At 70.4% G+C, this 26,438-nt stretch carries 22 protein-coding genes; 8 read left to right on the plus strand and 14 right to left on the minus strand.

Annotated elements, in window-relative coordinates; translation table 11 throughout:
• Window positions 1-5 precede the first annotated feature (5 nt).
• Both E8A49_RS01255 and E8A49_RS01260 read left to right on the plus strand, forming a co-directional pair.
• On the plus strand, window positions 6-1,430 hold the full coding sequence (locus E8A49_RS01255) for a M20/M25/M40 family metallo-hydrolase (protein ID WP_293375511.1): 1,425 nt from the start codon (window positions 6-8) through the stop codon (window positions 1,428-1,430).
• Between the two features lie 97 nt (window positions 1,431-1,527).
• Window positions 1,528-2,241: a response regulator transcription factor gene (locus tag E8A49_RS01260; protein WP_293375513.1), complete on the plus strand. Its 714-nt coding sequence runs from the start codon at window positions 1,528-1,530 to the stop codon at window positions 2,239-2,241.
• A gap of 96 nt (window positions 2,242-2,337) precedes the next feature.
• On the opposite strand, the gene E8A49_RS01265 is transcribed toward E8A49_RS01260, so the two are convergent.
• The 6 genes from E8A49_RS01265 to E8A49_RS01290 form a co-directional block, all read right to left on the minus strand.
• Window positions 2,338-2,982 (minus strand): PEP-CTERM sorting domain-containing protein, encoded by a 645-nt coding sequence (locus E8A49_RS01265; RefSeq protein WP_293375515.1) that lies wholly within the window; start codon window positions 2,980-2,982, stop codon window positions 2,338-2,340.
• Window positions 2,983-3,143: 161 nt separating this feature from the next.
• Window positions 3,144-5,852, minus strand: a complete 2,709-nt coding sequence (locus E8A49_RS01270; protein ID WP_293375517.1) for a winged helix-turn-helix domain-containing protein — start codon at window positions 5,850-5,852, stop codon at window positions 3,144-3,146.
• Window positions 5,853-5,980: 128 nt separating this feature from the next.
• Window positions 5,981-7,462 (minus strand): efflux transporter outer membrane subunit, encoded by a 1,482-nt coding sequence (locus tag E8A49_RS01275; protein ID WP_293375519.1) that lies wholly within the window; start codon window positions 7,460-7,462, stop codon window positions 5,981-5,983.
• Window positions 7,459-10,635, minus strand: coding sequence for an efflux RND transporter permease subunit (locus E8A49_RS01280; protein WP_293375521.1), 3,177 nt, complete (start codon window positions 10,633-10,635; stop codon window positions 7,459-7,461). Before E8A49_RS01280 ends, E8A49_RS01275 begins: the two co-directional genes overlap by 4 nt.
• The gene (locus E8A49_RS01285) at window positions 10,632-11,972 is read right to left on the minus strand and encodes an efflux RND transporter periplasmic adaptor subunit (protein ID WP_293375523.1); all 1,341 of its coding nucleotides are present in this window, start codon (window positions 11,970-11,972) and stop codon (window positions 10,632-10,634) included. Before E8A49_RS01285 ends, E8A49_RS01280 begins: the two co-directional genes overlap by 4 nt.
• 250 nt (window positions 11,973-12,222) lie before the next feature.
• The gene (locus E8A49_RS01290; protein WP_293375525.1) at window positions 12,223-13,488 is read right to left on the minus strand and encodes a hypothetical protein; all 1,266 of its coding nucleotides are present in this window, start codon (window positions 13,486-13,488) and stop codon (window positions 12,223-12,225) included.
• A gap of 246 nt (window positions 13,489-13,734) precedes the next feature.
• Here E8A49_RS01290 and E8A49_RS01295 point away from each other — a divergent pair, with 246 nt between their 5' ends.
• Window positions 13,735-13,977 carry a hypothetical protein gene (locus E8A49_RS01295; protein ID WP_293375527.1) on the plus strand — a complete coding sequence of 81 codons (243 nt, stop codon included), beginning with the start codon at window positions 13,735-13,737 and terminating at the stop codon, window positions 13,975-13,977.
• A gap of 6 nt (window positions 13,978-13,983) precedes the next feature.
• Here E8A49_RS01295 and E8A49_RS01300 read toward each other — a convergent pair whose 3' ends face one another.
• Entirely contained in the window at window positions 13,984-14,922 is a 939-nt protein-coding gene (locus tag E8A49_RS01300; RefSeq protein ID WP_293375529.1) for a pyridoxal-phosphate dependent enzyme, read from the minus strand.
• A 60-nt stretch (window positions 14,923-14,982) separates the two neighbouring features.
• On the opposite strand from E8A49_RS01300, the gene E8A49_RS01305 reads away from it, so the two are divergent.
• The 3 genes from E8A49_RS01305 to E8A49_RS01315 all read left to right on the plus strand — a co-directional run bounded on the left by E8A49_RS01305 (window position 14,983) and on the right by E8A49_RS01315 (window position 16,899).
• The gene (locus E8A49_RS01305; protein ID WP_293375531.1) at window positions 14,983-16,011 is read left to right on the plus strand and encodes a hypothetical protein; all 1,029 of its coding nucleotides are present in this window, start codon (window positions 14,983-14,985) and stop codon (window positions 16,009-16,011) included.
• A 3-nt stretch (window positions 16,012-16,014) separates the two neighbouring features.
• Window positions 16,015-16,494 carry an NUDIX domain-containing protein gene (locus E8A49_RS01310; RefSeq protein ID WP_293375533.1) on the plus strand — a complete coding sequence of 160 codons (480 nt, stop codon included), beginning with the start codon at window positions 16,015-16,017 and terminating at the stop codon, window positions 16,492-16,494.
• Window positions 16,495-16,647: 153 nt separating this feature from the next.
• On the plus strand, window positions 16,648-16,899 hold the full coding sequence (locus tag E8A49_RS01315) for a DUF6356 family protein (RefSeq protein WP_293375535.1): 252 nt from the start codon (window positions 16,648-16,650) through the stop codon (window positions 16,897-16,899).
• A gap of 29 nt (window positions 16,900-16,928) precedes the next feature.
• Here the strand turns inward: E8A49_RS01315 and E8A49_RS01320 are convergent, their stop codons facing one another.
• From E8A49_RS01320 to E8A49_RS01335, 4 genes are all read right to left on the minus strand, one after another.
• Window positions 16,929-19,100, minus strand: coding sequence for a M13-type metalloendopeptidase (locus E8A49_RS01320; RefSeq protein ID WP_293375537.1), 2,172 nt, complete (start codon window positions 19,098-19,100; stop codon window positions 16,929-16,931).
• A 100-nt stretch (window positions 19,101-19,200) separates the two neighbouring features.
• Entirely contained in the window at window positions 19,201-19,911 is a 711-nt protein-coding gene (locus E8A49_RS01325; RefSeq protein WP_366928772.1) for a Crp/Fnr family transcriptional regulator, read from the minus strand.
• A gap of 351 nt (window positions 19,912-20,262) precedes the next feature.
• Window positions 20,263-20,760, minus strand: coding sequence for a pyridoxamine 5'-phosphate oxidase family protein (locus E8A49_RS01330; protein ID WP_293375541.1), 498 nt, complete (start codon window positions 20,758-20,760; stop codon window positions 20,263-20,265).
• Window positions 20,761-20,892: 132 nt separating this feature from the next.
• Complete coding sequence (locus E8A49_RS01335) at window positions 20,893-21,849, minus strand: CsgG/HfaB family protein (RefSeq protein WP_293375543.1); 957 nt, start codon at window positions 21,847-21,849, stop codon at window positions 20,893-20,895.
• Window positions 21,850-22,053: 204 nt separating this feature from the next.
• On the opposite strand from E8A49_RS01335, the gene E8A49_RS01340 reads away from it, so the two are divergent.
• Complete coding sequence (locus E8A49_RS01340) at window positions 22,054-22,578, plus strand: thioredoxin family protein (RefSeq protein WP_293375545.1); 525 nt, start codon at window positions 22,054-22,056, stop codon at window positions 22,576-22,578.
• 6 nt (window positions 22,579-22,584) lie between these two features.
• Here E8A49_RS01340 and E8A49_RS01345 read toward each other — a convergent pair whose 3' ends face one another.
• Window positions 22,585-22,842, minus strand: a complete 258-nt coding sequence (locus tag E8A49_RS01345) for a hypothetical protein (RefSeq protein WP_293375547.1) — start codon at window positions 22,840-22,842, stop codon at window positions 22,585-22,587.
• Window positions 22,843-22,980: 138 nt separating this feature from the next.
• On the opposite strand from E8A49_RS01345, the gene E8A49_RS01350 reads away from it, so the two are divergent.
• Window positions 22,981-23,250 (plus strand): hypothetical protein, encoded by a 270-nt coding sequence (locus E8A49_RS01350; RefSeq protein WP_293375549.1) that lies wholly within the window; start codon window positions 22,981-22,983, stop codon window positions 23,248-23,250.
• A 36-nt stretch (window positions 23,251-23,286) separates the two neighbouring features.
• Here the strand turns inward: E8A49_RS01350 and E8A49_RS01355 are convergent, their stop codons facing one another.
• The gene (locus E8A49_RS01355; RefSeq protein ID WP_293375551.1) at window positions 23,287-24,963 is read right to left on the minus strand and encodes an amidohydrolase; all 1,677 of its coding nucleotides are present in this window, start codon (window positions 24,961-24,963) and stop codon (window positions 23,287-23,289) included.
• Window positions 24,964-25,006: 43 nt separating this feature from the next.
• A complete protein-coding gene (locus E8A49_RS01360; RefSeq protein ID WP_293375553.1) occupies window positions 25,007-26,425 on the minus strand; it encodes an alpha/beta fold hydrolase in 1,419 nt (472 codons plus the stop codon).
• Between the last annotated feature and the right edge of the window lie 13 nt (window positions 26,426-26,438).

The raw sequence follows: 26,438 nt of genomic DNA on the forward strand, positions 1-26,438 counted from the left end.
CAACGATGTTCAAGACCTTGGCGGCCACGGCCGCGCTGCTGGCGGGCCTCGCGGGCCCGGCCCTGACCCAGGCTCAGCCCCAGGCCCCGCGGCCGGACCAGGCCGAGTTCCGGGCGCTCTACAAGGAGCTGGTGGAGACCAACACCACGCTCTCGGCCGGCAGCTGCACGCTCGCCGCCGAGCGCATGGCCGCGCGCCTGAAGGCCGCCGGCATCCCCGACGCCGACATCCACCCCTTCGCCGCGCCGGACCATCCGAAGGAGGGCGGCCTGGTGGTGGTCTATCCGGGCAAGGATCCGAAGGCCAAGGCGGTGCTGATGCTGGCCCACCTCGACGTGGTCGAGGCCAAGCGCGAGGACTGGACGCGCGACCCGTTCACCCTCGTCGAGGAGAACGGCAACTTCTACGCCCGCGGCGCGGCGGACGACAAAGCCATGGCCGCCATCTGGGTCGACACCCTGTCGCGGTTCAAGCGTGAGGGCTACCAACCGCGCCGCACGCTGAAGATGGCGCTGACCTGCGGCGAGGAGACCAACGGCGCGTTCAACGGCGCCCAGTACCTGGCGACCAATAAGCGCGACCTGATCGACGCGGCCTTCGCGGTCAACGAGGGCGGCGGCGGCCTCCTGGACGCCAACGGCAAGCCGGTGTTCCAGGGCATCCAGGTCGGCGAGAAGCTGTCGCAGAACTACACGCTGGAGGTGACCAACCCCGGCGGCCACTCCTCGCGGCCGGTGCCGGACAACGCGATTTATCACCTGGCCAACGCGCTGGTGCGGATCGAAGGCTACCGCTTCCCGGTGATGTTCACCGACACCACCCGCGACTTCTACACCCGCATGGCGCCGACCCGTCCGGCCGACGAGCGCGCCGCCATCGCCGCCCTCCTGAAGGATCCCAAGGACGAGACGGCCCGCACGCTGCTGGAACGCGACCCGGACAACAACGCCATCCTGCACACCAACTGCGTGGCGACCATGCTGGACGCCGGCCACGCCACCAACGCCCTGCCGCAGCGGGCCCGAGCCAACGTCAACTGCCGGATCTTCCCCGGGACCAGCGCCGCGCAGGTGCAGGCGACCCTGGAGCAGGTGATTGGCGATCCGAAGGTCAAGGTCTCGATCCGCGAGACCCGCAACCTGCCGTCCCCGCCGCCGCCGCTCGATCCCAAGGTGCTGGGCCCAGCCGAGAAGCTGGCCGCCGAGATGTGGCCGGGCGTGCCGCAGGTGCGCGAGATGTCGGCCGGCGCCACGGACGGCGCCTTCCTGACGCCGGTGGGCATCCCGACCTATGGCATCAGCGGCGACTTCGGCGATCCGGACGGCGACGGCGTCCACGGCCTGAACGAGCGCATCCGGGTCAAGGTGCTCTACGACAGCCGCGACTACCTCTATCGGCTGATGAAGATCTACGGCGACCAGGCGGACTGACACCCGCGCGGCGCGCAAAAAGCTGCGACCTCCGGGTGATCGGGAGCGGCGTTTGCGCGTTATGAGCTGTCGAAAGTTAGGCGAAGGGGCGACCGTTATGGGGGCGACCGTTATGGCGCAGGCGGCCAGGATCGAATGGGTCGGCGGCGGCGGCGCGGGCGCAGGGTTGGCCGACTATCTGGAATGGCAGGGCTACGCCGTCGAGCGGCGGGACGCGGCGGCGCGGCCCATCGACCTGGCCCCCGTTGACCTGGTCATCGTCCAGACGCCTCGGCTCACACCCCAGACCCTCGATCTCTGCCAGCGGTCGGTTGGCGCCGGGGCCGCGCCGTGCGTCCTCGTCGTCTCCAGCGCCTCGGACCCCGAGGAGCGCATTCAGGCCCTCGAGGCCGGCGCCGCGGACTGTCTGGCGGCGCCCTTCAGCCCGCGCGAATTGCTGGCCCGGGTGCGGGCGGTGCTGCGGCTCAGGCCGCAACCCGCGCTGGCGGCGCGGCCGGGCTGGGCGTTCGGCGGCTGGCGGCTCGACCCGGCCCGCCGCGAGCTCAGCGCCCCGGACGGCGAGCCCATCGTCCTGCCGCCCGGCGAATTCGCCCTGCTGCGTGGCTTCCTCGCCCAGCCGCAGCATGTGCTGAGCCGCGAGACGCTGGAGAGCCTGTGGTCGTCCTCCGACCGCGCGCATGACCCTCGCGTGCTGGACGTGCGTATCGCGCGCCTGCGCGCCCGCTTCACCCGCGCCGGCGGCCGCGACTTCATCGAGACTGTGCGCGGCGAAGGCTACCGTTTCGCAAGCCCCGTCCAGGCGCCGGAATAGGGCGAGACCGGAAGAGCCCCGCCGACCGCGGCGGGGCGCCCCCCGATCGCCGGCACGGGCGCTGGACCACGCCCGTGCGGCGGAGGATCGAAGGCTTTAGGACACCAGGGAAAGACGGCGGCGCGCCCGCAGGCTCGCCCCAAGACCCATGACGCCGGTCAGCATCAAGGCCCAGCTCGCAGGCTCCGGGACGCCGGCCGGAGCGGCGGCGCCGTCGCTGCCCACGACGCGGAAGTCCAGGTCGCAGCCTGTGCCGCAGCCGCTGAGGTTGTTGATCGTGGTCCCTCCATCGTAACCGTCCGCCCCGTAGACGACGGCGACCTTGAAGCTCGTGGTGGTGAGGGCCGCGATATAGACGTCGCCCACGGTCAGGCTCACGCCGCTGAAGTCGGTGTCGATGAACGCCGGCGGCGCGCCGACGCCGGGCAGCACCGCGGGCAGGGTGAAGGTGCGTGAGGCGATCAGGGTCCCTTCGACGCCGCCCGGGCCGAGGCCTGCCCCGCCGGCGTAGAGGCTGAGCGTGATCGGGTCGTTAGACAGGTCCGGATTGATGTCGCTGTAAGCGAAACCGATCGAGATCAGGTTCGGGTCGACGGCGATAAACGTCTGGCCGAGCGGTTCGAAAGCCTCGATCGAGGCGTCGAACACGCCGAGGTCGCTGCCGATCGTATCGGCCTGAGCGGCGCCTGCGGTGCAGGCGATCGCAGCGGCGCTCGCCGCCGCCAAAAGGATTCTACTCATGACGTCACCCCAATGCCCGCCGGCGGGAGGTCAAGCCCGCCGGCTCAAACCGGGCGGCCCAACGCCGCGCAGCCCACCGACCTAGGCGCCGGCTTGGCCAGGCGTCCTCACGCCGATCTCAAGGAGTTCTAAAGCCCGGCCGCGAGGGGCCGGAAAGCGCCCTACGAGGCGAGTTTTTCCCGCAGGAGGCGATAGGCGCGCACCTGGTAGGCCTCGGCGGTCGGCTTGGAGAAGGCCGGCGCCGCGGCGTCCAGCGCCTGGCGGGCGGCGGCCTTGTCCCCACGGGCGACGGCGATCTGGGCGTTGGCCAGGTCGAGGTTCGCGCCCCAATCCGGATCGCCGGTGAGCTGGGCCACGCCCTTGCGGTCGATGCCCGCCAGACGGGCGGCGCCCGCCTCGACCTGGCCGTCGTCGATCAGGCAGGCGCCCCAGGCGAAGGCGAGGGCGTCCTGCAGCGCCGAGCCGGGGAAGGCGATGTGGGCTTGGCGCCAGGCTGCGGCGAGGTCGTTCAGCGCCTCGGCGCGGCGCCCCGAGCGGCATTTGGCGGTCCCGCCGTCCGCCGCCGAGGCGATCGCAAAGAACGAACCCTCGCCCTGCTTGCGCACCGCCATCTGATGGACAAGGCCGGTGTCGGCGATGGCCGCATCCCAGCGCTCCAGCGCGCCTTCGGACTGCCCGCGCGTGGAGAGCAACTGCAAGGTCATCTCATGGTCCGGCCCCAGGGCGGCCAGCAGCTTTGGATAGAGGCGGTTCGCCTCGTCCACCGCCTCGGCGTGCCGCGCCTGGATCATCAGCGCCTGGACGAGGTTCATGCGCACCATCAGCACGTCGGGACCATCGGGGCCCTCAAGCCGGCCATAGCCCGCGGCCAGGCGCCCGAACATCGCCGCCGCGCCGGCGCCGTCCCCCAGCCGGATGTGGGCGAAGGCCACCCGCTGCAGGAACGTCAGGCGCTCGCCGAGGTCGAAGAGCTCCGGGTGCGCGTCGGCGACCGTCGAGGCGCGGCCGAACTGCTCGGCCGCGGTCTTGGCGTCGTCCGCGACCAGGGCCGTCATACCGCGCGCCGAGGCCAGCCAGACGACCAGCGCCGGGGGCGCGGGCGTCATCGCCCCGATGGCGGGGGCCTGTTCGGCGAGGATCGCCCTGGCGCGCGGCAGGCTGCCGGCCTCGTAGGACCGCGCCTCCATCATGGCAGACTGCAGGCGCACGATGCGGGTCGCCGTCGCGTTCGGCCCGGCGGCGGCCGTCCACAGCTCGCCGGCCCGCCGGTATTCCGTGCGGGCGTCGGGCCAGTCGCTGCGCCGGTCCAGCGCCCGGGCTATGGTCTGGTGCAGCTGGGCCGCCACCGCCGGCTCATGGGCGAAGCGGCGGTCGATCGCCGGGGCGGCGTCCTTGACCGCGGCGACCAGGCTTTCGTCGGCCTTGCCGCTCTTGAACGGGCTCGACCGCGCCAGCAGGTCGTTGGCCAGGAAGCCGCTGACCTGCTGGGCCACGTCGCGGTCGCGGCGCGCCTCCAGATAGAGGAGGCTGCTCACCGCGGCGCCGGCGGCCATGGCGACGACGGCCAGCGCCACCCAGGGCCGCCGCGCCCGGGTCTTCATCACCTCGGCCGCGAGCGCCGCCTGTTCCGCGGCCTCCGCCTCGCGCAGCGCCCGCGCCTGCCGCCGGGCCTCCAGGCTGCGCAGCCGCGCCGACAGTTCGGCGGCGCTGGCGATCCGGTGCTCGGGGCTGCTGGCGGCGGCCGCGGCGATGTCCTCGCGCAGCAGCGGGTCTTCGATCTCGCGCTCCCATCCCGCCGCCAGCGGGCGCGAGAAGTCGCCGACCACCAGCTGGTAGAGCAGGACCCCGAGCGCGAAGATATCGCTGGCGATGCTGGCGGGGGCGCCGGCGTGGCGCTCCGGCGCCAGGTAGAGGGCCGTGCCGCCGAGGCTGTCGCCCTGCGTCTCGGCCTCGCCGAACCCGGCGTTGGTGATGGCGAACGATGCGAGCCGTTCGGGGTCCAGAAGCTCGGCGCTGCCGAAATCCACCACCGCCGCGCGCCAACCGTCGCCGGCCCGCGCCAGCACGACATTGCCCGGCTTCAGGTCGCGGTGCAGCACCCCCAGGCCGTGGGCGGCGGCCATGGTCTCGGCCACCTGGGCCGCGATATCCAGGCGGACGGCGAGCGGCGTGTGGGCGAGCCCGCCCTGCGCGGCGCTCCAGGCCAGCAGGTCCTCGCCGCGGTAGGCGGCCTCGAGGAAGAAGGGCGGGTTCTCGAAGTTCCACTCGAGCACCGGCGCGAGGTCAGGCCGATCTCCTAGCGTCGCGGCCAGCAGGCGCGAGAGCGCCGCCTCGCGCTTCAACCCCCGAAGGAAGGCCGGTTCGGCGGCGAACTTGAAGACTCGCAGCTCACCGGTCTTGGGATGCTCACCGAGCCACACCTCCGCTGCCTGGGAGGTCCCAAGCCGCCGCGCCAGCCGCCACTGCGGCCGGCCGGGAACGGCCTGTCCGGCCTCGAAGTCGAGGGTGCGGCGCGGGCCGGCGGTCTCCATCGCGGTGACTGTGCAGTTCAAGCGATAGCCGATCCGGGCGACGGTCGCGATCAGGTCGCCGCCGTCCGGACCCAGCGCCTTGCGCAGCTTGAAGATCGCCGTGGTCAGCGAGCCCTCGACGACCGTGGTCTCCGGCCAGACCGCCTCGAGCAACTCGTCCTTGGTGAGCACTTCCCCGGGGCGCCTCAGAAACTCCAGCAGGAGCTCCAGCGGCTTGATCTCCAGGTCGACCGGCCGGTCGTCGACCGTCAGGCGCCAGCGGCCCTCGTCGAACACACAGTTGGCGAAGCGCCAGGCGCGCCGCTGCTGCACCGCGGACGGTTGACGGCTTCCGCTCAAGACCGCGCCACCCCAGACATGGGCGTAACCACCGGTTGGCGGCCCCGCGCCCCGGGGGCGATACTGCATGCTGAAGCTTCGGCTGTCGACGGCCCCGCCTCAGTAGCGCCGGCGACGGTCCCGGGCGGTCAGCCCTTCGGCAGGTCCGTCGCCGTCCAGCCGCCGCCGAGGTTCTCGACCAGCAGCACGCTGGCGTTCAGGCGGTTCTCGATGGCGGTCAGCACGTTCAGCGAGGCGGCCTCCAGGGCGGCCTCGGCGGCGATGACGGTGGTGTAGTCGACAGTGCCCTCGCGGTACTCGTCGAGGTCGAGCTTCAGGGTCTGCTGGGCGGCCTGTTCGGTCATCACCAGGACCTCCTGCTCCTGCTGGTAGATGCGCAGCGCCGCCAGCTCGTCCTCGACGCCCTGGAAGGCGGTGAGCACAGTCTGGCGGTAGACGGCGATGTCCTCGTCGTAGGCGGCCTTGGCCTGGCGGACCTGGGCGCGGCGCAGGCCGAAGTCCAGCAGGGTCTCGGTGGCGTCGGCGCCGAACGACCAGAGGGTGGTGGACGCGCTGAAGAGGCGGCCGACGCTGCTGGAGGCCGCGCCGTAGTCGCCCGTCAGCGTCACGTCCGGGAAGTAGGACGAGACGGCCACCCCGATCAGCGCGTTGCCTGACGCCATCCGCCGCTCCGCGGCCGCCACGTCCGGGCGCCGCTCCAGGAGGGTGGACGGCACGGTAAGCGGCGGCGTGGGGATGTCGCGGTCGAAGGGCTTGGGCGCGATGGTCAGCTCGGAGGGCGGCACGCCGACCAGGATGGCGATGGCGTGCTCCATCTGGGCGCGCATCACGCCTACCTGGATCAGCGAGGCCTGGGCGCCGTAGAGCTGGGTCTGGGCGGTCAGCACGGCCGACTGCGGCTGGGTGCCTTCGCGGACCTGATCCTGGGCCAGCTTCACCAGCCGCTGGTACTCCCCCACCGTGCCGGTGAAGAGCCGCTGCTCCTCGTCCAGCACCCGCAGCTGGTAATAGTCCTCGGCGAGCGACGCCTGGGCGGCCAGCTTGGCGTTGGCCAGGTCGGCGGCGCTGGCTTGGGCGAGCGCCTTGTCGCTCTCCACGGTGCGGCGGACCTTGCCCCAGAGGTCAGGGACCCAGCTGGCTTCCAGCACCGCCTCGAAGCTGTTGACCGGGCGCGTCGTCGCGCCGGTCGGCGTCGTCGTGACGCCGGTCGCGCCTGTGGTCCCTGTGATCGTCCCGGTCGTGCCCGTGCTGCCGGCCGGGCCTTTGGAGCGGTTGCCGGTGGCGGCCGCGCTGACCGTCGGGAAGAAGGCGGACTTGGCCTCGGAGACGATGTCGTGGGCCTGGCGGTACTCAGCCTCGAACTGCTTGACCGTCTGGTTGGAGACCGCGACCCGCTGCTCCAAGGCGTTGAGGTCCGGGTCGTTGAACATCGACCACCAGGCGCCCTTGTCGATGGCGTCGACCGGATGGCTGGGGGTCCAGCCGGCGGCCTCCTTGAAGGCCGGCGGGGTCGGCGCGGACGGCCGATGATAGTCGGGGCCCACCGCGCAGCCGGCCAGCCCGAGGGCCAGCGCCGAGACGGCGCCCGCAAGACGCATCGGCCGGCTCACGCGGGGCTCCCCTCGGGCTCGGCCCCGTTCGGCGTCTCGGAGTCCGGCTTCTCCGCGGTCTCGGGCTTCTTGTGGCCGCCGCTGCCCCAGCTCCGCAGCCTGTCGAGGTAGATGTAGATCACCGGGGTCGTGAAAAGGGTCAGGATCTGGGAGACCAGGAGGCCGCCCACGATGGCGAAGCCCAGCGGGCGGCGGAATTCCGAGCCCGTGCCGTTCATCAGGATCATCGGCACGCCGCTCAGCATCGCGCAGGCGGTGGTCATCAGGATCGGCCGGAACCGCTGGTGCGAGGCTTCGCGCGAGGCCTCCTCTGGCGAGAGGCCGTGATCGCGTTCGAGCCGCAGGGCCACGTCGACGATCATGATGCCGTTCTTCTTCACGATGCCGATCAGGAGGATGATGGCGATGATGCCGATCACGTTCAGGTCCTGGCCGGCCAGCTTCAGCGCCAGCAGGGCGCCCAGGCCCGCCGAGGGCAGGGTCGACAGGATGGTCAGCGGGTGGATGAAGCTCTCGTAGAGCACGCCCAGGATCACATAGACCGCGATCAGGGCGGCCAGGATCAGCACCGGTTCGCTGGACAGCGACTGCTGGAACGCCTGGGCCGTGCCCTGGAAGGCGCCGTTCAGGGTCTCCGGCGCGCCCAGGTTGTCGCGGGCCTTCTCGATGGCCGCGGTCGCCTGGCTCAGGGAGACGCCGGGCGAGAGGTTGAAGCTGAGGGTCGCGGCGGGGAACTCGCTCTGGTGGTTCACCGTCAGGCTGGCCGTTCCCAGCGGATCGACCTTCACGAACTGCGACAGCGGCACTGTCTTGCCGGTCGTCGAGGACAGCACATAGACCGAGTTGAAGATGTCGGGCGTGGCCTGCAGGTCGGGCGGGCCCTCCACCACCACGTGGTAGCTGTTCTGCTGGGTGAAGTACTGGGTGATCTCGTCCTGGCCGATCAGCTCGTAGACCGCGGTGTCCACGTCAGTGGGGGACAGGCCGAAGCGGGCGGCCTGCTGGCGGTCGATGGTCAGGTTGACGGCGCGGCCGTTCGACTGCTGGTCGGAGCTGACGTCCTTCAGCTCCGGAAGGGTCTTCATCAGGGCCAGCAGCTTGGGCGCCCAGGAGTTCAGCTCGTCCAGGTTGGAGTCCGACAGGGTGTATTGGTACTGCGCCTGGCCGGCGCGGCCGCCGATGTTGATGTCCTGCGTCGCCTGCAGGAAGGCCTGGGCGCCGATCAGGTTGCCGAGCTTGGGCCGCAGGCGGGTGATCACCTCGTCTGCCGTTTCCTTGCGGCCGGAATCCTTCGGCTTGAGGGCGACGAACATGTTGGCCTGGTTGGCGCCGCCGTTGCCGACGAACATGCCGACGCCCGTCACCGCCGGATCCGCCGCGATGGTGTCGCCCACCGCCTGGATCTTGCCCTTGGCCTTGGTGAAGGAGGCGTCCTGCGAGGTCAGCATGATCCCGCTCAGGAAGCCGGTGTCCTGCTGCGGGAAGAAGCCGGTCTTGGCGGTGGCGTAGAAGTAGCCGGCCAGGGCGGCGGTGCCGATGAAGACCAGAAGCGTGAGCAGCTTGTGGTCCAGCACCTTGTCCAGGCCGACGACATAGCGCTCCTCCAGCCATTTGAACCCATTGTCGAGGCCGCGCAGGACGCGGTTGCTCGGCGGTTTCGGCGGCTTGAGGAACAGGCTGCACAGCATCGGCGTGAAGGTCAGCGTCAGGATCATCGAGATGACCACCGCGGCGCTGAGGGTGATGGCGAACTCTCGCATCAGGAGGCCCACCACGCCGCCCATGAACATCAGCGGCGTGAACACCGCGACCAGCGAGATGGAGATCGAGAGGATGGTGAAGCTGACTTCGCTGGAGCCCTTCAGCGCCGCCTCGAACGGCTTGTCGCCCTTCTCCAGCTGCTGCCAGATCACCTCCACCATGACGATGGCGTCGTCGACCACGAAGCCGACGGCGATGGACAGCGCCATCAGCGACAGGTTGTCGAGGCTGAACTTGGCCGGCAGCATGAAGGCCGCGGCCCCCAGCAGGGCCAGCGGGATCACCGCGCTGGGGATCAGGGTGGCGCGGACATTCAGCAGGAAGAGGTAGATCACCACCACCACTAGGGCGACGGTGATCAAGAGCGTGATCTCCACGTCCTGGACCGCCGCGCGGATCGTCTGGGTGCTGTCCCGCAGGATGTGGATCTTGATGCCCGGCGGGATGTTCGCTTCCAGCTTCGGGAGTTGCGTGCGGATGTCGTTCACCGTCTGGATGACGTTGGCGCCCGGCGACTTGTAGATCACCAGGATGATGCCCTGGCCTTTGGCGGTGAAGGTTTTGTCGGTGTTGGCCTTGCCAGGATAGATGAAGGCGCCGACCTGGTTGTTCTCCACGTCCTGGCTGACGGTGGCGACGTCCTTGAGCTGCACCGGCGCGCCGTTCGAATAGCCGACGATGATGTCGCCCCAGGGGCCGGCGTCGAGGATCTGGTCGTTGGCGTAGACCGTCAGGTTCTGCGCCGAGCCGGTGATCGCGCCCTTCGGCGCGTTGGTCGTCGAGGCGGCGATCTTGGCTCGGACGGCGTCGAGCTGCAGGCCGCGGGCGGCGACCTTGCGCGGGTCGAGCTGGATGCGCACCGCCGGCTTCTGCTGGCCGCCGATATTGACCAGGCCCACGCCGGTGATGGTCGAGATCTGCTGCGACAGGATCACGTCGGCGAAGTTGTCGACCTGGTCGATCGGCAGGGTGTCTGAGGTCAGCGCCAGGAGCATGATCGGCGCGTCGGCGGGGTTCACCTGGCGGATCGTGGGCTGCGCGGGCAGGTTGCTGGGCAGCTGGGCGCTGGCGGCGTTGATCGCGGCCTGCACCTGCTGGAACTCCTCGGTCTTGCTTTGTCCCAGCTTGAACTGGATGGTGACGTTGGTGGCGCCCAGCGAACTCGAGGATGTCATCTGGCTGATCCCCGGGATCAGCGAGAACTGCCGCTCCAGGGGCGTGGCGACGTTGGACGCCATGGTCTCCGGGCTGGCGCCGGGCAGGGCCGCGCTCACCTGAACCGTGGGGAAGTCCACGTTCGGCAGGGCCGAGACCGGTAGGACGAAGAACGCCACCAGACCGACCAGCAGCACCGCCACGGCCATCAGGCTGGTTGCGACCGGCCGCTTGATGAAGGGCTGGGAGAGGTTCAAGACGTGGGCTTTCCGGCCGCCGCCTTGCCGTTCGCCGGCGCTTCCTTCGCCGCCTCAGCCCCAGGCGGAGCCGCCGCCCCGCCCGGCTGGACGAGCCGCACCAGGGAGCCGTTGTTCAGCACCATCTGGCCGTCGGTGACGATCAGGTCGCCGGCGTTGACGCCGGACTTGATCACCGCCTGCTGGCCCTGGACGCTCAGGACGGCGATCGGGCGCATGGACACCTTGTGGTTCGCGCCGACCACGAAGACGTACTGCCCCTTGGGCCCGCGGTTCACCGCCGCCAGCGGCAGGATGATGGTATTGTGCAGGTCCTGCACGCCAAGGCTGACGTTGATGAACTGGCCGGGCCACAGCTTCTTGCCCGCGTTGGTGAACTTGGCCTTCAGCTCGACGGTGCCGGTGGCCTGGTCGACGCGGTTGTCGGCGATGGCCAGCGCGCCAGTGTCCAACACCTCGCCCGTCTCCTGGCTGAGCGCGCGCACCGGTAGGGCGCGGCGGAAGCCGTCGGAGGCCTGCACCAGCCGTTGGAACTCGCCCTGCGGCACCGAGAAGGTGACGGCGATCGGCTGCACCTGGTTGATCACAACGATGCCCGAGCCGCCGGCCGAGCCTGAGTTGGAGCTCGGGCCGGCCGAGCTGGAGGAGCTCGATCCGCCGGACGTCGGGGCGGCCGACGAGCTCGCCGAGGAGGCGCTGCTGGGCACGCTGCTGACCGAGCCGCTGGCGCTGACCAGGTTGCCCGGGTCGACCAGGCGCACGCCCGCTCGGCCCGAAATCGGCGAGACGATGCGGCAGAATTCAAGGTTGAGCTTGGCCGCGGCCACGGCGCCCTTGTCGATCTCGACCGTGCCTTCATCCTGGCCGACGGTGGCCTCTTGGTCCTCGAGTTGCTGGCGCGAGGCGCCGCCCTCGGGCTGCAGGCGCTGGAAGCGCTCCAGGTCGCGGCGCGCGCCGGCCAGGCTGGCCTCGTCGCGCTTCAGCGTGCCTTCCGCCTGGGTCAGGGCCGCCTGGAAGGGACGCGGGTCGACCTCGGCCAGCACCTGGCCGGCCTTCACTTCGCCGCCTTCCTTGAAATTGACGGTGATCAGCTTGCCGCTGACCTGGGCCAGGATCAGGTCGCTGGTCCAGGCCTGGGCGGCGCCCAGGGCGGTGATGGCGATCTGGAAGTCCTGCGCCTGCGCCTTGACGGCGGTCACGGGTATGGCGTGCGGCGGCGGCTTTTTCGCCGCCGGCTTGTGCAGGATCGCCCATAGGCCGATCGCGATCACGACGACCGCTAGGCCTCCCAGGATCAAATAGCGTCGCCGGCGGCCCTTAGGCTCGGTGTTGGTCATACGTCAGCCCTCTCGACGCCCTGGTAAGACATCGTCAAGGCCTTGGCCACCCGGCGGACGGCTTGCCAATACGGTATCCTGTTACCAACAAGGCAGCCGTCGGGGAGATCGCTCAAACGCTACCTCTACTTTTGATCCCGACGCGGCGGACCGTATTCAGCCTGCTTTGCAAGTTTGTGTCGGTCAGACTACGTCGGCCATATGCTTCGAAACGTTTGGCGGGATTCTCGCCCGGAATGGGCGCCGATCCCTAAGGATGGCCCGATCTAGGCGCCGTCAAGGCGAGGTCCCCGCCGCGCCCGCCGGGGCCGACCGCCCAGCCGGGCTTCAGGGTCAGGGTCCAGCCCGAGCCCTTCAGGCCGGAGGGATCGATTCCAGCGGCCGAAACGCTGACGGACTTGCCGTCCTTGGCCATCAGAGCGCCGCCCTCCACCTCCAGCACGCCCCAGTCGTCCACCAGACGCAGGGTCGAATAGACCGTGCCGAGCTCACCCAGGGGCCGAAGGGTCTGCGGGTTGAACTGGTAGTTCGCGTGTTTCAGCGGCAGGACCAGCACCGGGCCGTCCGCCAGCGTGGCCTTGTCGGCCGCGGCGCGGGCCTTCATCGCCGCGTCGCGCTTCACCTCGGCGGCGCGCAGGGTCCCGTCGCCGTCGTAGGCCGCCTCCCGCGCGGTGAGGACCGCGAGGTTCGCCGGCGGCAGACGCAGCGCCGCGGCCAGCATCTGGTCGAGGCCGCGCCCAGGGGCGAGCTTGCCGCGCCAGGCGGGATCGGCCCGGTCCAGCAGGAGCCCGTAGGACGGCCCGGTGGCGTAGGCGAAGGACCGCATGAAGGTGGCGTCCGGGATATAGGGCTTCAGGTCGCTGATCGCGTAGGCGGTGCGGGCTTGCGGCGTCGTCAGGCCTAGACGCACGCCGGTGTATTCCGCCACGCCCTCGTTCAGCTCCAGCGCCCGCTCATCGGCCGCGGCGGCGGGAAAGAGGGCGTAGCGCTGGCCGCGAAACAGGAGGGAGTCAGCAATCGCCCGCCGCCGCGCGGCGGCGTCCGGTGCGGTCAGCGCCTTGGCCAGCGCCCGCCACTCGAGCTGTAAGAGGTAGCGGCCTTCCAAAGTGTCGAGGTGGGCGTTGTCGCCGCCGCTCGTCACGCCCAGCGGCAGGTCCGGCTGGATGCGGTGGTACATCTCGTGCGCCAGCATCACGTGGCGCTTGCTGGCGTCGTCCGGCAACAGCGGCCAGGCGAGCTCCGTCCAGCGGGTCCCGGACCATTCGGTGGCGGTGGCGGCGATGTTCTCCGATTTCGGCAGTACGCCCACGAAGACACCGTCGGCGGGTTTCAGCGCGCCCTTGGCGTCGGCCTGGTTGGCGATCAGCGAGCGGTCGGAGGGCTCGACAACGAGGATCGGCCCGCACAGCGAGCGCCCCCAGAGCCGGCCCGCGTCACGCGCGCAGATGACCTTGGCCTCGGCGAACACCGCCGCGCCCTTGGCGGTATCGACGGCGGCGGCGGACGGTCCGGCCAAGGCTGCGGCCGCCAGGGCGACGGCGGGAGCCCACGGACGCAACGACGGGATCGGCAAGCTGGCCCCTCCGGTAGCGGCGCGCGCGGCGCGTCGGCTGCGCCGCAGGGTGCAGAGGCCGCCGCGTCAAGGCAAGGCCGGACGCCGGCGTTCCGCGAACCCTAGTAGGACTGCTTAAGCAACCGTACCGAATTTCCGCGCGCCACGGCTGAGCCTAGCCTTTGGTTAACAACCAGGAGGGTTCCTCAAATGTCCGTCGCCTTCACCCAACCCCAACCGGCCCCGGCGCTGGTCTCGCGCACCGAAGCGCGCCCCGGCGCTATGGCCTCCTACCTGATCCTGTCGGCCGACGGCGCCGCCGACTGGACCGCCGACCCGACCCAGGCGACCGCCTTCGCCTCCATGCGCGAAGCCACCCGCCAGGCCATGCGCCTGCCGTCCTCGCTCAAGGCCTACGGCCTGCCGCGCGGCGCCGAAGGCATGGTCCACTAGTCGGTCTCAGACCCCGAACTGGGCGCGCCAGGCGGCCAGTTTCTCCAGGCTGACGACCACCCCGCCACAGGCGATCACTGCGATCGTGCGGTAAGGCTCCAGCGCCGGGTGCGCGTCGTAGGCGACGCTGAGCGCTGCGCCGCAGGCGGGCTCGACCAGGGCCAGGTGGTCGTCGGCGAAGCGGGCGCAGGCCCTGACCGCGTCGGCGTCGGACACCACCACCGGAACCACCGGGCGCCGCCCGGTCCAGGCGAAGGCCGCATCCGCCACCCGCCGCGCCCCCAGGCTGGAGGCGATGGTGTCGATGCGCCCCAGGGTGACCAACTCGCCCGCCGCCATCGACTGGGCGAGGCACGAGGCGCCCTCGGTCTCCACCGCCAGGATCGCGGTCTGGGTAAGGCCGTTGCGCTCCAGGCCCTCGGCGATGCCGCACATCAGGCCGCCACCGCCCACAGCCACCACCACCGCGTCGGGCGCGGGGCCCTGGGCCGCGATCTCGTCGATCAGGCCGGCATGGCCGTCCCAGAGCAGGGGATGGTCGAAGGGCGAGACATATTCGGCGGCGCTCTTGGCCACCAACTGGCGGGCCAGGGCGTCGGCCTCGTCCCAGACGTCGCCTTCCACGATCACCTCGGCGCCCAGGCTCGCGATCCGGTCCCGCATGAAGGCCGGTGTCGTCGACGGCACGACCACGGTCACCGGCACGCCAAGCGCCTGGCCGGCATAGGCCGCCGCATAGCCGGCGTTGCCGCCGGAGGAGCAGACGAAGCCCGCCGCGCCCTCGGCGCGCAGTTGCTGGCAGAGCCGGCCGATGCCGCGGATCTTGAACGAGCCGGTGGGCTGGCCGCTGTCCATCTTCACGAAAACCCGCCGCCCGTCGGTTGTCAGGCTTTGCGGCAGGCCGCGATGCGGCAGGTAGGGCGTCACCAGATGCAGCGGCGTCAAGCGTATCGTCCTCTCGTGGGGTTTGCGGGCGCGGCTTCGGCAGTATCAGATATCCGACGCATGTTCCGCCCGCTTGCCCTCCTGATCCTCGCCCTGGCCGCCGCGGCGCCCCTCCGCGCCCAGCCGGTCCGCAGCGAAGCGCCGATCCGCGAGACGGTGCTCAGCAACGGCGCGCGGCGCTACGCCGTGCCGGTGCGCGTGGGCCATACCGAACTGCTGGCGGCGCTGGACACCGGATCGACCGGCCTGCGCATCCTGCCGGGCGTGCTGCGGCCCACCGACGTCCGGCCCAGCGAGGACGCCGAGACCTATGGCTACGCTTCCGGCTCGCGCTACGAGGGCGTGGCCAGCGCAGCGCCCATGGCGATCGGCGGCCTGGCCGGCGTCGCCCCGGTGCACCTGATCCGCACCATCGGCTGCTACGACTACCTGCCGCACTGCCCGGCCTCGCGCACCACCCTGGACAAGTACGGCATCGCCAGCGACGGCCTGCCGGACGAAGGCTTCAAGGCGATCCTGGGCATCGACATGGCGCCCGGCAAGGTGAGCAATCCCCTGATGGCCATGGGCGCCCGGCGCTGGATCGTCGAGCTGCCGCGGCCGGGCGAGGGCGTGGGCCGGCTGATCGTCAACCCCACCGACGACGAGGTCGCGGGCTTCGCCATGACCCCGCTGGCCGCGCCCTATGCCCACGAGCGCGGCGGCGGCCTGCACGACGCCGTGCCGGGGTGCCTGGTCAACCGCGCCGCCCGGGCCAGGGCTTGCGGGGTGGTGCTGATGGACACCGGCGCGCCCGGCCTGGCGGTGGCCAACGGCCGCCTGGACGATCCGCCCTGGCCGGACGGGGCGACGGCGGAGCTGGAGCTGTTCGACACCGTCGGCGACGTCGCGGTCGAGGCGCCCTTCGTGCTCGGCGACCGCGACCTCGGCACCCGCCTCAGCTACCGCCGCGAGCGCCGGGTTTTCGGCACGGTGATCTACGCCGGCACCGCGCCCTATTTCGCCTATTCGGTGCTCTACGACCCGGCCCACCGGCGGATCGGGCTCAAGGCCCGCCTGCCCGCCGCGGTCGCCACGACGGCGCGCTGAGCCATGGCCCGCGAGACCGGCGCCCCCAAGATCAGCGCGGGCGTGCTGGCCTGGCGGCGTGGACTGGCGGGGCCGCAATTCCTGCTGGTCCACCCGGGCGGACCTTACTGGGCGGGCAAGGACGCGGCGGCCTGGTCGATCCCCAAGGGCCTGGTCGAGGAGGACGAGGACGGCTGGGCCGCGGCGCGCCGCGAGTTCGCCGAGGAGCTGGGCCAGCCGATCGGGGGCGAGGGCCAGCCGCTGTCGCCCTGCCGCACGTCCGGCGGCAAGCTGGTCCTGGCCTGGCTGGTGGAGACCGACCTCGACGTCTCGGTGGTGCGCAGCAACCGCTTCGAGATGGAATGGCCGCCGCGCTCGGGCCGCATGGCCAGCTTCCCGGAGGTCGACAAGGCCAGCTGGTTCGACGCCGAGACGGCGCTGGAGAAGGTCCACAAGGGCCAGCGACCGATTCTCTCCGAGGCGATTTCCCAGCTTAAGGCCTAGTTAATACTCGGCCAACGTAGATTCATATTCTTTCAAGATCGATATTTGGAGGGGAAACTTCTGCGTGCGAGTCGTCGCGGACTCCAAAGAGACAAAGACATTCCCCGGCCAGGCCTCATTCTTGGGCCAGGTTCAAGCCCAGGGGTCGCCGTCATGTTCCGCGCTTTCACCGAACATCCGGAATCGGTCGGCGAGACCTACCTGGAGCACATGCATTCGGCGTCGTGGTTCGCCACGACCATGTTCGTGGGCGGTTTCGCCTGCCTGGTCCACGCCGTCCTGCCGTTCGCCTGTCAGAAGAGCGGCAGCCGCCGCATCAAGCTGCTGCACGAGCGCATGGTCACCAACCGCCACCGCGCGCCCCAGCAGCAGACCGGCTTCGTCGGCTACGCCGACGGGATCTAGTTTCCCTCCCCATGAAGGGGAGGGAAAGCTCACCAGATCCGGACCCGCTGGTCCGGGGCCACGTACAGCTTGTCGCCCGGCTTGACGTCGAAGGCCGAGTACCAGCCGTCGATGTTGCGGATCGTGCCGTTCACCCGATAGAGCGCGGGCGAGTGCGGGTCGGTGTGCAGGCGCTGGCGCAGGGTCTCGTCGCGGATCTTCTCGCGCCACACCTGCGCCCAACCCAGGAACACCCGCTGGTCGCCGGTCAGGCCATCGATCACCGGGGCGGGCTTGCCATGCAGGCTGGCGTGGTAGGCGTCCAGCGCCAGCGACAGCCCGCCCATGTCGCCGATGTTCTCGCCCATGGTCAGCTGGCCGATGACGTGCTCGCCCGGCAGCGGCGAGAAGGCCGAATACTGGGCGTCCAGCCGGTCGGTCTGGGCCTTGAACTTGGTCGCGTCGTCCGGCGTCCACCAGTCGGTCAGCACGCCGTCGCCGTTAGACTTACGGCCCTGGTCGTCGAAGCCGTGGCTGGTCTCGTGGCCGATCACCCCGCCAATGGCGCCATAGTTGATCGCCGGGTCGGCGTCAGGATCGAAGAACGGCGGGGCCAGGATGGCGGCCGGGAAGACGATCTCGTTGTTGCTGGAGTTGTAGTAGGCGTTCACCGTCTGGGGCGTCATGCCCCACTCGGCCTTGTCCACCGGCCCGTTCAGCCGCGCGACTTCCCTATGCCACTCGAAGGCGCCGGAGCGCTGCACGTCGCCGTAGAGGTCGGTCGGGGTCAGGACCAGCTTTGAGTAGTCGCGCCACTTGTTGGGATAGCCGATCTTCACCGTGAACTTCGACAGCTTCTCCAGCGCCTTGGCGCGGGTGGCGTCGCCCATCCAGGGCAGCTTCTCGATGCGGGCGTGCAGCGCGGTCTGGATGTCGCCCACCAGGGCGTCCATCTTGGCCTTGGCCGCCGGCGGGAAGTAGCGGGCCACATAGACCCGGCCCACGGACTCGCCGATCACCCCGTTGGTGAAGGCCACCGCCCGCTTCCAGCGCGGCTGCTGCTCCGGCTGGCCGGCCAGCTCCTTGCTGCGGAACTCGTAGCTGGCGTCGACGAAGGCCCTGGACAGATAGGGCGCGGCGCCGTCGGCGACGTGGAAGGCCTCCCAGGCCTTCAGCGTGTCCAGCGGGGTGTCGGCGTAGATCTTGGCCACCTTGGGGAAGGCGGTGTTGGTGCTGACGATCACCCGCTGCACGCCGGGCAGGTCGGCATCGGCCAGGTATTTCGTCCAGCCGATCCCGGGCGCCAGGGTGTCCAGCTCGGCCGGGCTCATCGGGTTGTAGGTCTTGTCACGGTCGCGGCGCTCGACCCGGGTCCAGGAGGCCTCGGCCAGCTTGGTCTCGAAGTCGACGACGGCCTTGGCGTTCTCGGCTGGCTTGGGCCAGCCCGAAAGCGTCAGGAGCTGCTGCACATAGGCCTGGTACTTGGCCTTCTTCTCCGCGAACGAGGCCTGCAGGTAATAGTCACGGTCCGGCAGGCCCAGGCCGCCATTGGCCGCGTGCACGGCGTACTTGTTGGGGCTCTTGGCGTCGGCGCCGATGCCCACCGGGAACACCGTCGTGAAGCCCGTGGCGTTGGCCTTGGCCATCAGGCCGGTGAGCTGGGCCTTGGTCGTCACCGCCTTCAGCTTGCCAAGCTCCGGCTGGATCGGCTGGGCGCCCAGCTTGTTGGCCAGGGCCTCGTTCATGAAGGCGGCGTAGGCCGCGCCGATCTTGGCGCCGTCCTTGTCCTTCAGCTTGCCGGCGGCCGCCTCGATGGCGATCTCGTGGACCCGGTTCTCGGACAGCACCGACAGCTTGTCGAAGTTGCCGAAGCGGGTGCGGTCCGCCGGGATCTCGGTGCGGGCCGCCCACTTGCCGTTGGCGTAGCCGAAGAAGTCGTCGCCGGGCTTGATGGCGGTGTCCATCCCCGAGACGTCGAAGCCCCAGGTCCCGTATTTGGGGTCGGCCAGGTCGGCGGCGGGCACCGGCGCCTCGCCCGTGCCGTGCAGGGCGGCCGCGGCAGTCTTCTGGGGGACGGTCTTCTGGCCGGTGGTCCGCATATGCGTCGTGCCCACGTCCGGCGCCTGGGGCGCGCCCAGCGCCGGGCTGACGCCCCAGGCCGCGGCGCCCAAGGCCGCGACCGCGGCGGCGGCGAGCAGGATGTTTCGGCGAACGACAGTCATCGGCGTCTCTCTGATGCGCGCGGGCAGGGGATCGCAGGTGCAATCCTGCGGCGGGCGGCAGGAAACGGGGAATTTTGATGCGGCGCAAGGCCTGGCGAAGCTAGCCCTCGGGCAGCAGCCGCTCGTAGGTGCGGCGGATCACGCCGTAGCATTCGCAGGCCAGCTGCTCGAGCACCTGGCGGTCGATGATGTCGACCACGCCGCGCCGGTAGCGGATCGCCCCCTTGGCCTGCAGCGTCCGCGCCACGGCGGTCACGGTGGTGCGCTGCACCCCCAGCATATCGGCCAGGAACTCCTGGGTCAGCGCCACGGTGTTGGACGAGATGCGGTCGTGGCAGGTGAGCAGCCAGCGGCAGAACCGCGCCTCCACCGAGTGCAGGGCGTTGCAGGCCACCGACTGGATGGCGTGGCCGTAGAGCGCCTCGGTGTGCCGGTCGACCAGGTCGCGGATGCGCGGGCTCTTCTCCCAGGCCTCGTGCAGCAGCTCGGCGCGGATGCGTCCCGCCCGGGTCGGCGTCTGCACGATCGCCCGCGACAGCGACTGGCGCGGCGCCACCGCCGCCATCAGGCCCAGCGCGCCCTCGCAACCGATGGTGGCGCTCTCGATCGCCGCGCCGTTTTCCATCAGAGTCATCAGCGAGATGACCCCGTCGTGCGGGAAGTAGACGATGTCGATCCGGTCGCCAGGATCGTAGAGCAAGCGCCCTCGTTCCAGGTCGATCTGGACGAGATGGGGCGCGATCAGCGCTTGGTCTTCGGCGGACAACGAAGCGAGCAGTCTGTTGTGCACCGGGTGAATGAGCCTTTGCATCGGGGATTTGAAACGTCGCCGTTCAGCTTGGGTTTCAAGTTATCGACGCATTCGCACAAAAACTGTCGAGTACTCGACACTCCAGGCAAGAGAAATGGTAATCCGGAGAAAAGTCTGCGGAGTTGCTGAGGTTTTCCCGAGATTTCGGGGGTCCTGGGAATGTCGGATAGTCGACCCAACAATATCTCAGAGGCGTTAGAGACGCGCGAATCACCGTTGCCCGTCATTTGCTGAGGGCAGCATCGCCGAATCACCTTCGGCCGCCAAAGAATGGCCCGGAAAGAGAGCCCAGCCTCTGAGGGCAGGACGCCGCGCCGCCGCAGACGCCTCAAGGGGCCCTGACGACGCGCCTCAGTGTAGGGTGGCGTGGGCCCGGTCGGCGAGATCAAGGAGCGGTTGTGGCCGCCCGCCGGGTCCAGCGATCTCCCAGACGAACTTGCTGAGGCCAAAGCCGGCTAGCCAGACCTCGGCGTCGACGCAGTCCATGCGCAGCAGGGTGAGCCTCGGGTCCTTGGGCCCTTCCGGCGCCCAGGCGGCCACCTTGGCGCTCCAATAGCGGGCCAGGCGGTGGCGGTCCTCGGCCAGGTGCAGGGCGCCGGAGATCGAGGCCATCAGGTCGCCGTCCTGGTAGACGAAGGCGCAACAGCCGCCGTCGCCGATCTCGCGCGCCAGTTCGCTGTCCCGCCGGGCCACGAACCACAGCCGGTTGCAACGCCGCTCGGCGATGGCCAGCATCGGCTGCGCGTGGAGACCGGACTTGGTCAGGCTCAGCATACCCGCGCCGCGCTCGGCGATGGCGCCCCAAAGCAGTTTCTGGACGGCTTCGCCGTTGTTCGACGCCTTGGTCATCAACTCTCCCCGAAACCCGGCGGCGCGGTTCGCCGTCTCTGACGGACAACGCCGCCGCGCCGGCCTTATGCCTCAAAATCCGGAGCCGGGCTCCGGACGCCTCGCGACGGTCGCCGCCCGGTTCTTGGTGTCCTAGTTCAGATTGCTGATCATGGCCGAAGAGACCCAGCCGCGGTTGCCGTTCTCATCGTCCACCTCCCACCAGATGCCGTTCTTCTGGCCGGTGGGGAAGACCGAGTCGCCGACGTTGAAGCTGCGCACCTGCGCCGCGGTCGGCGAGGGCGTCTTGCGCATCACGATGGCCTGCTTGACCTTGTAGGTCTGGATGCCCGCCGCCTGGCTGGCCTGTTCGCCGGTGGGCGCGCTGGTCTGCAGGTAGTGCACGAGGTCGACGAAGGCGTTGAAGTAGGCCGCGGTCACCACCTTGCCGATGTCGGTGTTGGCGTAGCCGCCGCCGGCAGCCGCGGCGAAACCGCTCCAGCCGTAGCTGCCGCCGCCGGCGCCGAAGGAGATGTCGGTCTTCTGCGCCGTGCCCTCGGCCACATAGAGCTGCTCGGTGGTGCGCGCGTCGATCAGGGTGATCAGCGCCTGGGCCTCGGACTTCTTGGTGCTGATCGAGCCGGCGATGGCGCCCAGACCGCCCAGGCTGCGCCCGAAGGCCCCGGCCACCGCGCCGATGTGGTTGCCGCCGGAGTTGGAGTTGGAGTTGGCGAGATCCGGCACGATGAAGAAGTCGGCGCCGGCCACCTGGCCCTTGCCGATGTTGGACCCGCGCTTCAGGTCGCCGCCGCTGCCGAGCGCGGCCTCCTCGTTGCGCATGGCCAGGCCCGCGCCACGGTCCACCACGCGCAGGCAGTTGGAGCGCGAGGCGAACAGCTTGATCAGGGATTCCGGGTTGGACAGGCCGTACTGCGTCCACCACTCCCGATCTGGGTCCTTGATCGCCACCCGGCCCAGCGGCTGGGCGCACTGCGGCAAGTCCGGTGTGCCGGCGGGCTTCTTCTTGTCCATGCCGTATTGGGCGCTGGCCGGTTGAGCGGCGATGACGGCCGCCGCTCCCGCGGCGGCGGCGAAGAGGATCTTGCGCATGCTGGCCCCAAGCAAACAGAGTTAATCCCAAAATGAGCCTAGTCCTCTCAAGGCGGAGCTTCAATTGAAGTCGCGCCCCACGCGAGCCGCCCTCGCGGCCGTCCGCCGATCCGGCGATTGGGTCGCCGGCCTTGAGCGGCGCGACGAGCCTGCCTAAGTCAGGGTTGAAGGGCCCAGCCGAGCTTCCTGAAAGACCGTTTCACCATGCGCACCCCGCCTGCCGCCCTCCCGCTTTGCCTCGCCCTGAGCGCCGCCCTGGCCTCGTCCGCCGCCGCGGCGCCCGCGCCTCGTCTCGCGACGGAGAGCTACGCGGAGCTCCAGCCGCCGATACCCTTTCCCTACGACGAGGCGGCCAACGCCAACGCCGCGGTGGCCAAGGCCAAGGCGCGGGCCCTTACGCATCACAAACTGTTGCTGGTTGACCTGGGCGGCAACTGGTGCGGCGACTGCCGGATCCTGACGGCGACCCTGGAGCAGAGCCCGGAGCTGAAGGCCTTTGTGGACAAGCACTACGAGACCGTCCTGGTCGACGTCGGCCGCTTCGACAAGAACCTGCAGATCCCGGCCCACTGGGGCATCACCACCCGCTTGGAGGGCGTGCCGGCCTTGCTGGTCGTCGACCCCAGGACCGACAAGCTGCTCGACGCCGGCCGCGTCTCGGCCCTGCAGGACGCCCGCCACATGACCCCGCAGGCGCTGGCCGACTGGCTGGCCCAGTGGCCGAAGTAGTCCGCCTCAGCCGGTCAGCCAGCGGCGCGGATGGCGCCAGCCCAGTTCGCGCACCTCGCCGGGCGCCAGGCCCAGGGTCTTCATCTTCGTGAGGCTGAGCGGGCGGATGGCCTCCACCGGCTCCTGGCCGTCCAGCGGGCTTTCGGCGACCCGGCCCGCGCGGCCCGCCCAGTCGACGGCGGTCCACTCGCTCTTGCCCTGGTCCTCGTGCCCGACGGCGAAGTAGTGCAGCAGCGGCTTCGGCTCGCCCGGCGGCTGCAGCATAACCCCGATCAACCAGCCGCCCGCCAAATCCGCCTCCGCCGTGTGCAACTCGTCGCTTAGCTCGCCTTCCGGCGTCGCGCGAGTTGAATGCGGCGCGGACAGTCCTTAGGCTGCTCGGCTGAAGTTTAGGAGCATTCCATGGCTGACGAGACCAACGATGGCCCGCGCGCCCGGCCGAACCAGAAGGACAAGGGCACGGTCGTGAACACCGCCTTTGGCGAGAAAATGACCGGCCATCTCTCGGACATCGCCGACGGGGACGATGCCAAGGGCGGGGTGCGCGCCGCGCCGGCCGACGATGGCAAGGCCCATCCCGGTCAGAAGGACAAGGGCAAGGTCGTGAACACCGCCTTCGGTGAGAAGATGAGCGGCGGCATCGCCGACATCGCCGACGGCGACGACGAGTAGCGCCGACGACCAAGGCTGGGCGCGCGAGCTGCGCGCTCAGCGCTTGTCGTAGACCACCTGGCCGTCGACGACGGTCAGCACCGCGTGGCCCTTGGGGATCTCCGCCTCGGGCGCGGTCATCAGGTCCACCGAGAAGCCGGAGAAGTCGGCGCGCTTGCCGACGCTGATCGTGCCCAGGTCGTTTTCCGCGAAACGGGCGTAGGCCGCCGAGGCCGTGAACAGCTTCAACGCCTCGGCGCGGCTGAGCGTCTCCTCCGGATGCCAGTCGGCGTCGGAATAGCCCTTCAGGTCCTTGCGCGCGACGGCGGCATAGAACTCGATCAGCGGCGCGCCGCGCTCCACGGGCGCGTCCGAGCCGCCCACCACCACAGCCCCCGAATTCAGCAGGCTCTTCCAGGCGTAGGCGCCCTTCAGCCGCGCCGCGCCCAGGCGCGCCTTGGCGAAGTGGAAGTCGCCGATGGCGTGGCTGGGCTGCATGGAGGCGATCACGTGATCGGCGTGGAACCGCGGGATGTCGACCGGGCGCAGGATCTGGGCGTGCTCGATCCGCCAGCGCGCCGCCGCGCCCTTGGCCGGATCGGCCTTGAAGGCTTCTTCGTAGAGGTCCAGCGCCGTGGCGTTGCCGCGGTCGCCGATGGCGTGGGTGGAAACCTGGATACCGCCGGCCAGCGCCTTCCTCAGCGCCTCGCGCATCACCTCCGGCTGGGTGATGAACGTGCCGGTGATCGAAGGCGCGTCCGAATAGGGGGCGAACAAGGCGGCCCCGCGTGAGCCCAGCGCGCCGTCCATGTAGAGCTTGATGCCGCGCGTGGTGATCCGCCCGTCCGGCGTCTGCCGCGGGCCGGAGGCGAACAGCGGTCCGGCTCCGGCGTAGTCGACCATGTTGTAGACCCGCAAGGTCGCTTCGCCCTGCCTGTCCATCTCCTCCAGCAGCGGCACGTCGGCCATGTTGACGCTCATGGAATGGACGCCGGTCCAGCCGTATTGCGTCTCCACCTTGAAGGCGGCGCGGAAGCGGGCCAGCCGCGACTCCCGTGTGGGCCTGGGCTCCAGCGCGCCCACCAGGGCCTTGGCGTTGTCCACCAGCATGCCGGTGGGCTGGCCGTCGGGGCCTTTCAGGATCTGGCCGCCGAAGGGCGCGGCCGTGGCGGCGTCGATGTGCGCGGCCTTCAGGGCCGCGGAGTTGGCGGTCAGCGCATGGCCGTCGGCGCGGGTCAGGATCACCGGCTGGTCGGGGGCGGCGGCGTCCAGGTCGCCCTTCTCCAGGAAGCGGTGCTCGGGCCAGCCGGTCTCGATCCAGCCGCGCCCGACGATGGTCCCGGTGGGGTGATGCTCGGCGATATAGGCCTTGAGCCGCTCCGTGACCTCGGCCGCCGACTTGGAGCCTTCGAGGTTGAGTGTCAGCTCGCGGTCGCCGATGCCGTCCAGGTGGGCGTGGCTGTCGGTGAAGCCGGGGAACAGGGCCGCGCCTTTCAGGTCTATGACCTTGGTGCTCGGCCCCACCAGCGCCTGGGCGCCGGCCTTGCCGCCGGCGAAGGCGATGCGGCCCTGGCGCACGGCGACGGCCTCCACCTCCGGCTTGGCGTCCAGCGCGGTGTAGATCGGTCCGCCCCAGATCACGAGGTCGGCGGGCGCCTTCTCAGCGGCCTGGGACGCGGCGAGCGGCGCGAGGAGGGCGAGGCTGGCCGCGAGGCCCAGGACGGTGCGGGTCATGTGGCTTAGCTAGCCGCCCACGGCCCGTCCCGCCAAGGGTTCTTCAGCGCTCGGCGTGCTTGACCACCCAGTCGGCCATCAAGGTCAGCATGGCCGGCGACAGGGTCTCGTCGATGTCGGCGTACTCGTCGGGCGAGCCGGTGGGGGCGTCCTGGAACAGGTGGTTCAGTCCGGGCAGTTCGATCACCGTCGCGTCGGCGTTGCTGCGTAGCGCCGCGCGGATCGGCGGCAGGTTGACCGAGGGCACGACCTGCTGGTCCTTCGACCCGTTCAGCGCCAAGACCGGGCAGCGCATCTCCTGCAAGGCCGGCTGCGGATCGTAGGCCAGGAAGAAGCGCGTCCAGGGCGACATGGTCTGGGCGGCCGCCAGCCTCACCTGGGGCATCGGCAGCTCGGGCGCGGCCGTATGGATTCTCTCGATGGCCTCGGCGACGGTCTTGGCGTCGGCGGCCACGGCCCGGATGCGGACGCTGACCGCCTCGGCGTCGGCGGCCTGCGCCTCGCTGGCCCCGGCGGACAACATGAGGGCGCGGCGCTGCGAGCGGATGGTCTCCGCGCCGGTGACGCCTGGCCCGGCCAGCATGACCACGAAGGCGATCTTGCGGTCGTTCGCCGCCACCAGGGGGCCGATGGCGCCGCCCTCGGAGTGGCCGATCAGGCCGATCTTGCCGGGGTCGATGTCCGGCCGGGTGCGGAGGAAGGCCACCGCCCGGGTGATATCCACGGCGAAGTCGGCGGTGGTGGAGGCCGCGAAGTCGCCGGTCGAGCCGCCGGCTCCGCGGTCGTCGAGCCGCAGCACCGCGATCCCGCGCCGGGTCAGGGTGTCGGCGATCAGCAGGAAAGGCTTGTGGCCGACGATGGTCTCGTCGCGGTCCTGCTGGCCCGAGCCGGTGATCAGCACCGCTGCGGGGAACGGGCCCTTGCCGGGCGGCAGGGTGAGCGTCCCGGCCAGCCGCACGCCCGGCGCGCTGTCGAAGGCCACCTCCTCGCTGCGGTAGGGGAACGGCGGCTTGGGCGTCTGCGGCCGCAGCCGGGGCGGCGCGTGACCCGGCTTTAGCAGGATCGGGAACGTCCCGCCCGGCTGGGTCCAGGTCCCGCGCCAGCCGCCGGCGGTTGTGTCCCAGCGGCCCTCGAAACGGCCCTGGATCCTCGGCACGGCGAAGCCGAACCCGCCGTCGGCGGCCTTGACGTCGACCAGCGGGAAGGCCGCCGCGCCCTGGTCGACACTGGCGAGCGCGCCCGCCAGCACGCCGTCGGCGCCGGCGGAGAGCTCGACCTGCAGGCGCAGCAGCCCGGCCTGGATCGGCAGGGCGCCGTACCAGCTCCCCGTCGCGGGCGGCGGCTGGGCCGGCGGCGGCGTGACCTGTGCATGCGCCGCGCTTTGCAGGACCACCGCCATCATCAGGAGCGCGACCGTCATCGCCGCGATCCACACGGTCAGCTTACGGACCATCGTCGTCATGTCCCCGTCTGGA

It is taken from the genome of Phenylobacterium sp., from assembly GCF_004799515.1.
In the GTDB taxonomy this organism is placed as follows: Bacteria; Pseudomonadota; Alphaproteobacteria; order Caulobacterales; family Caulobacteraceae; genus Phenylobacterium.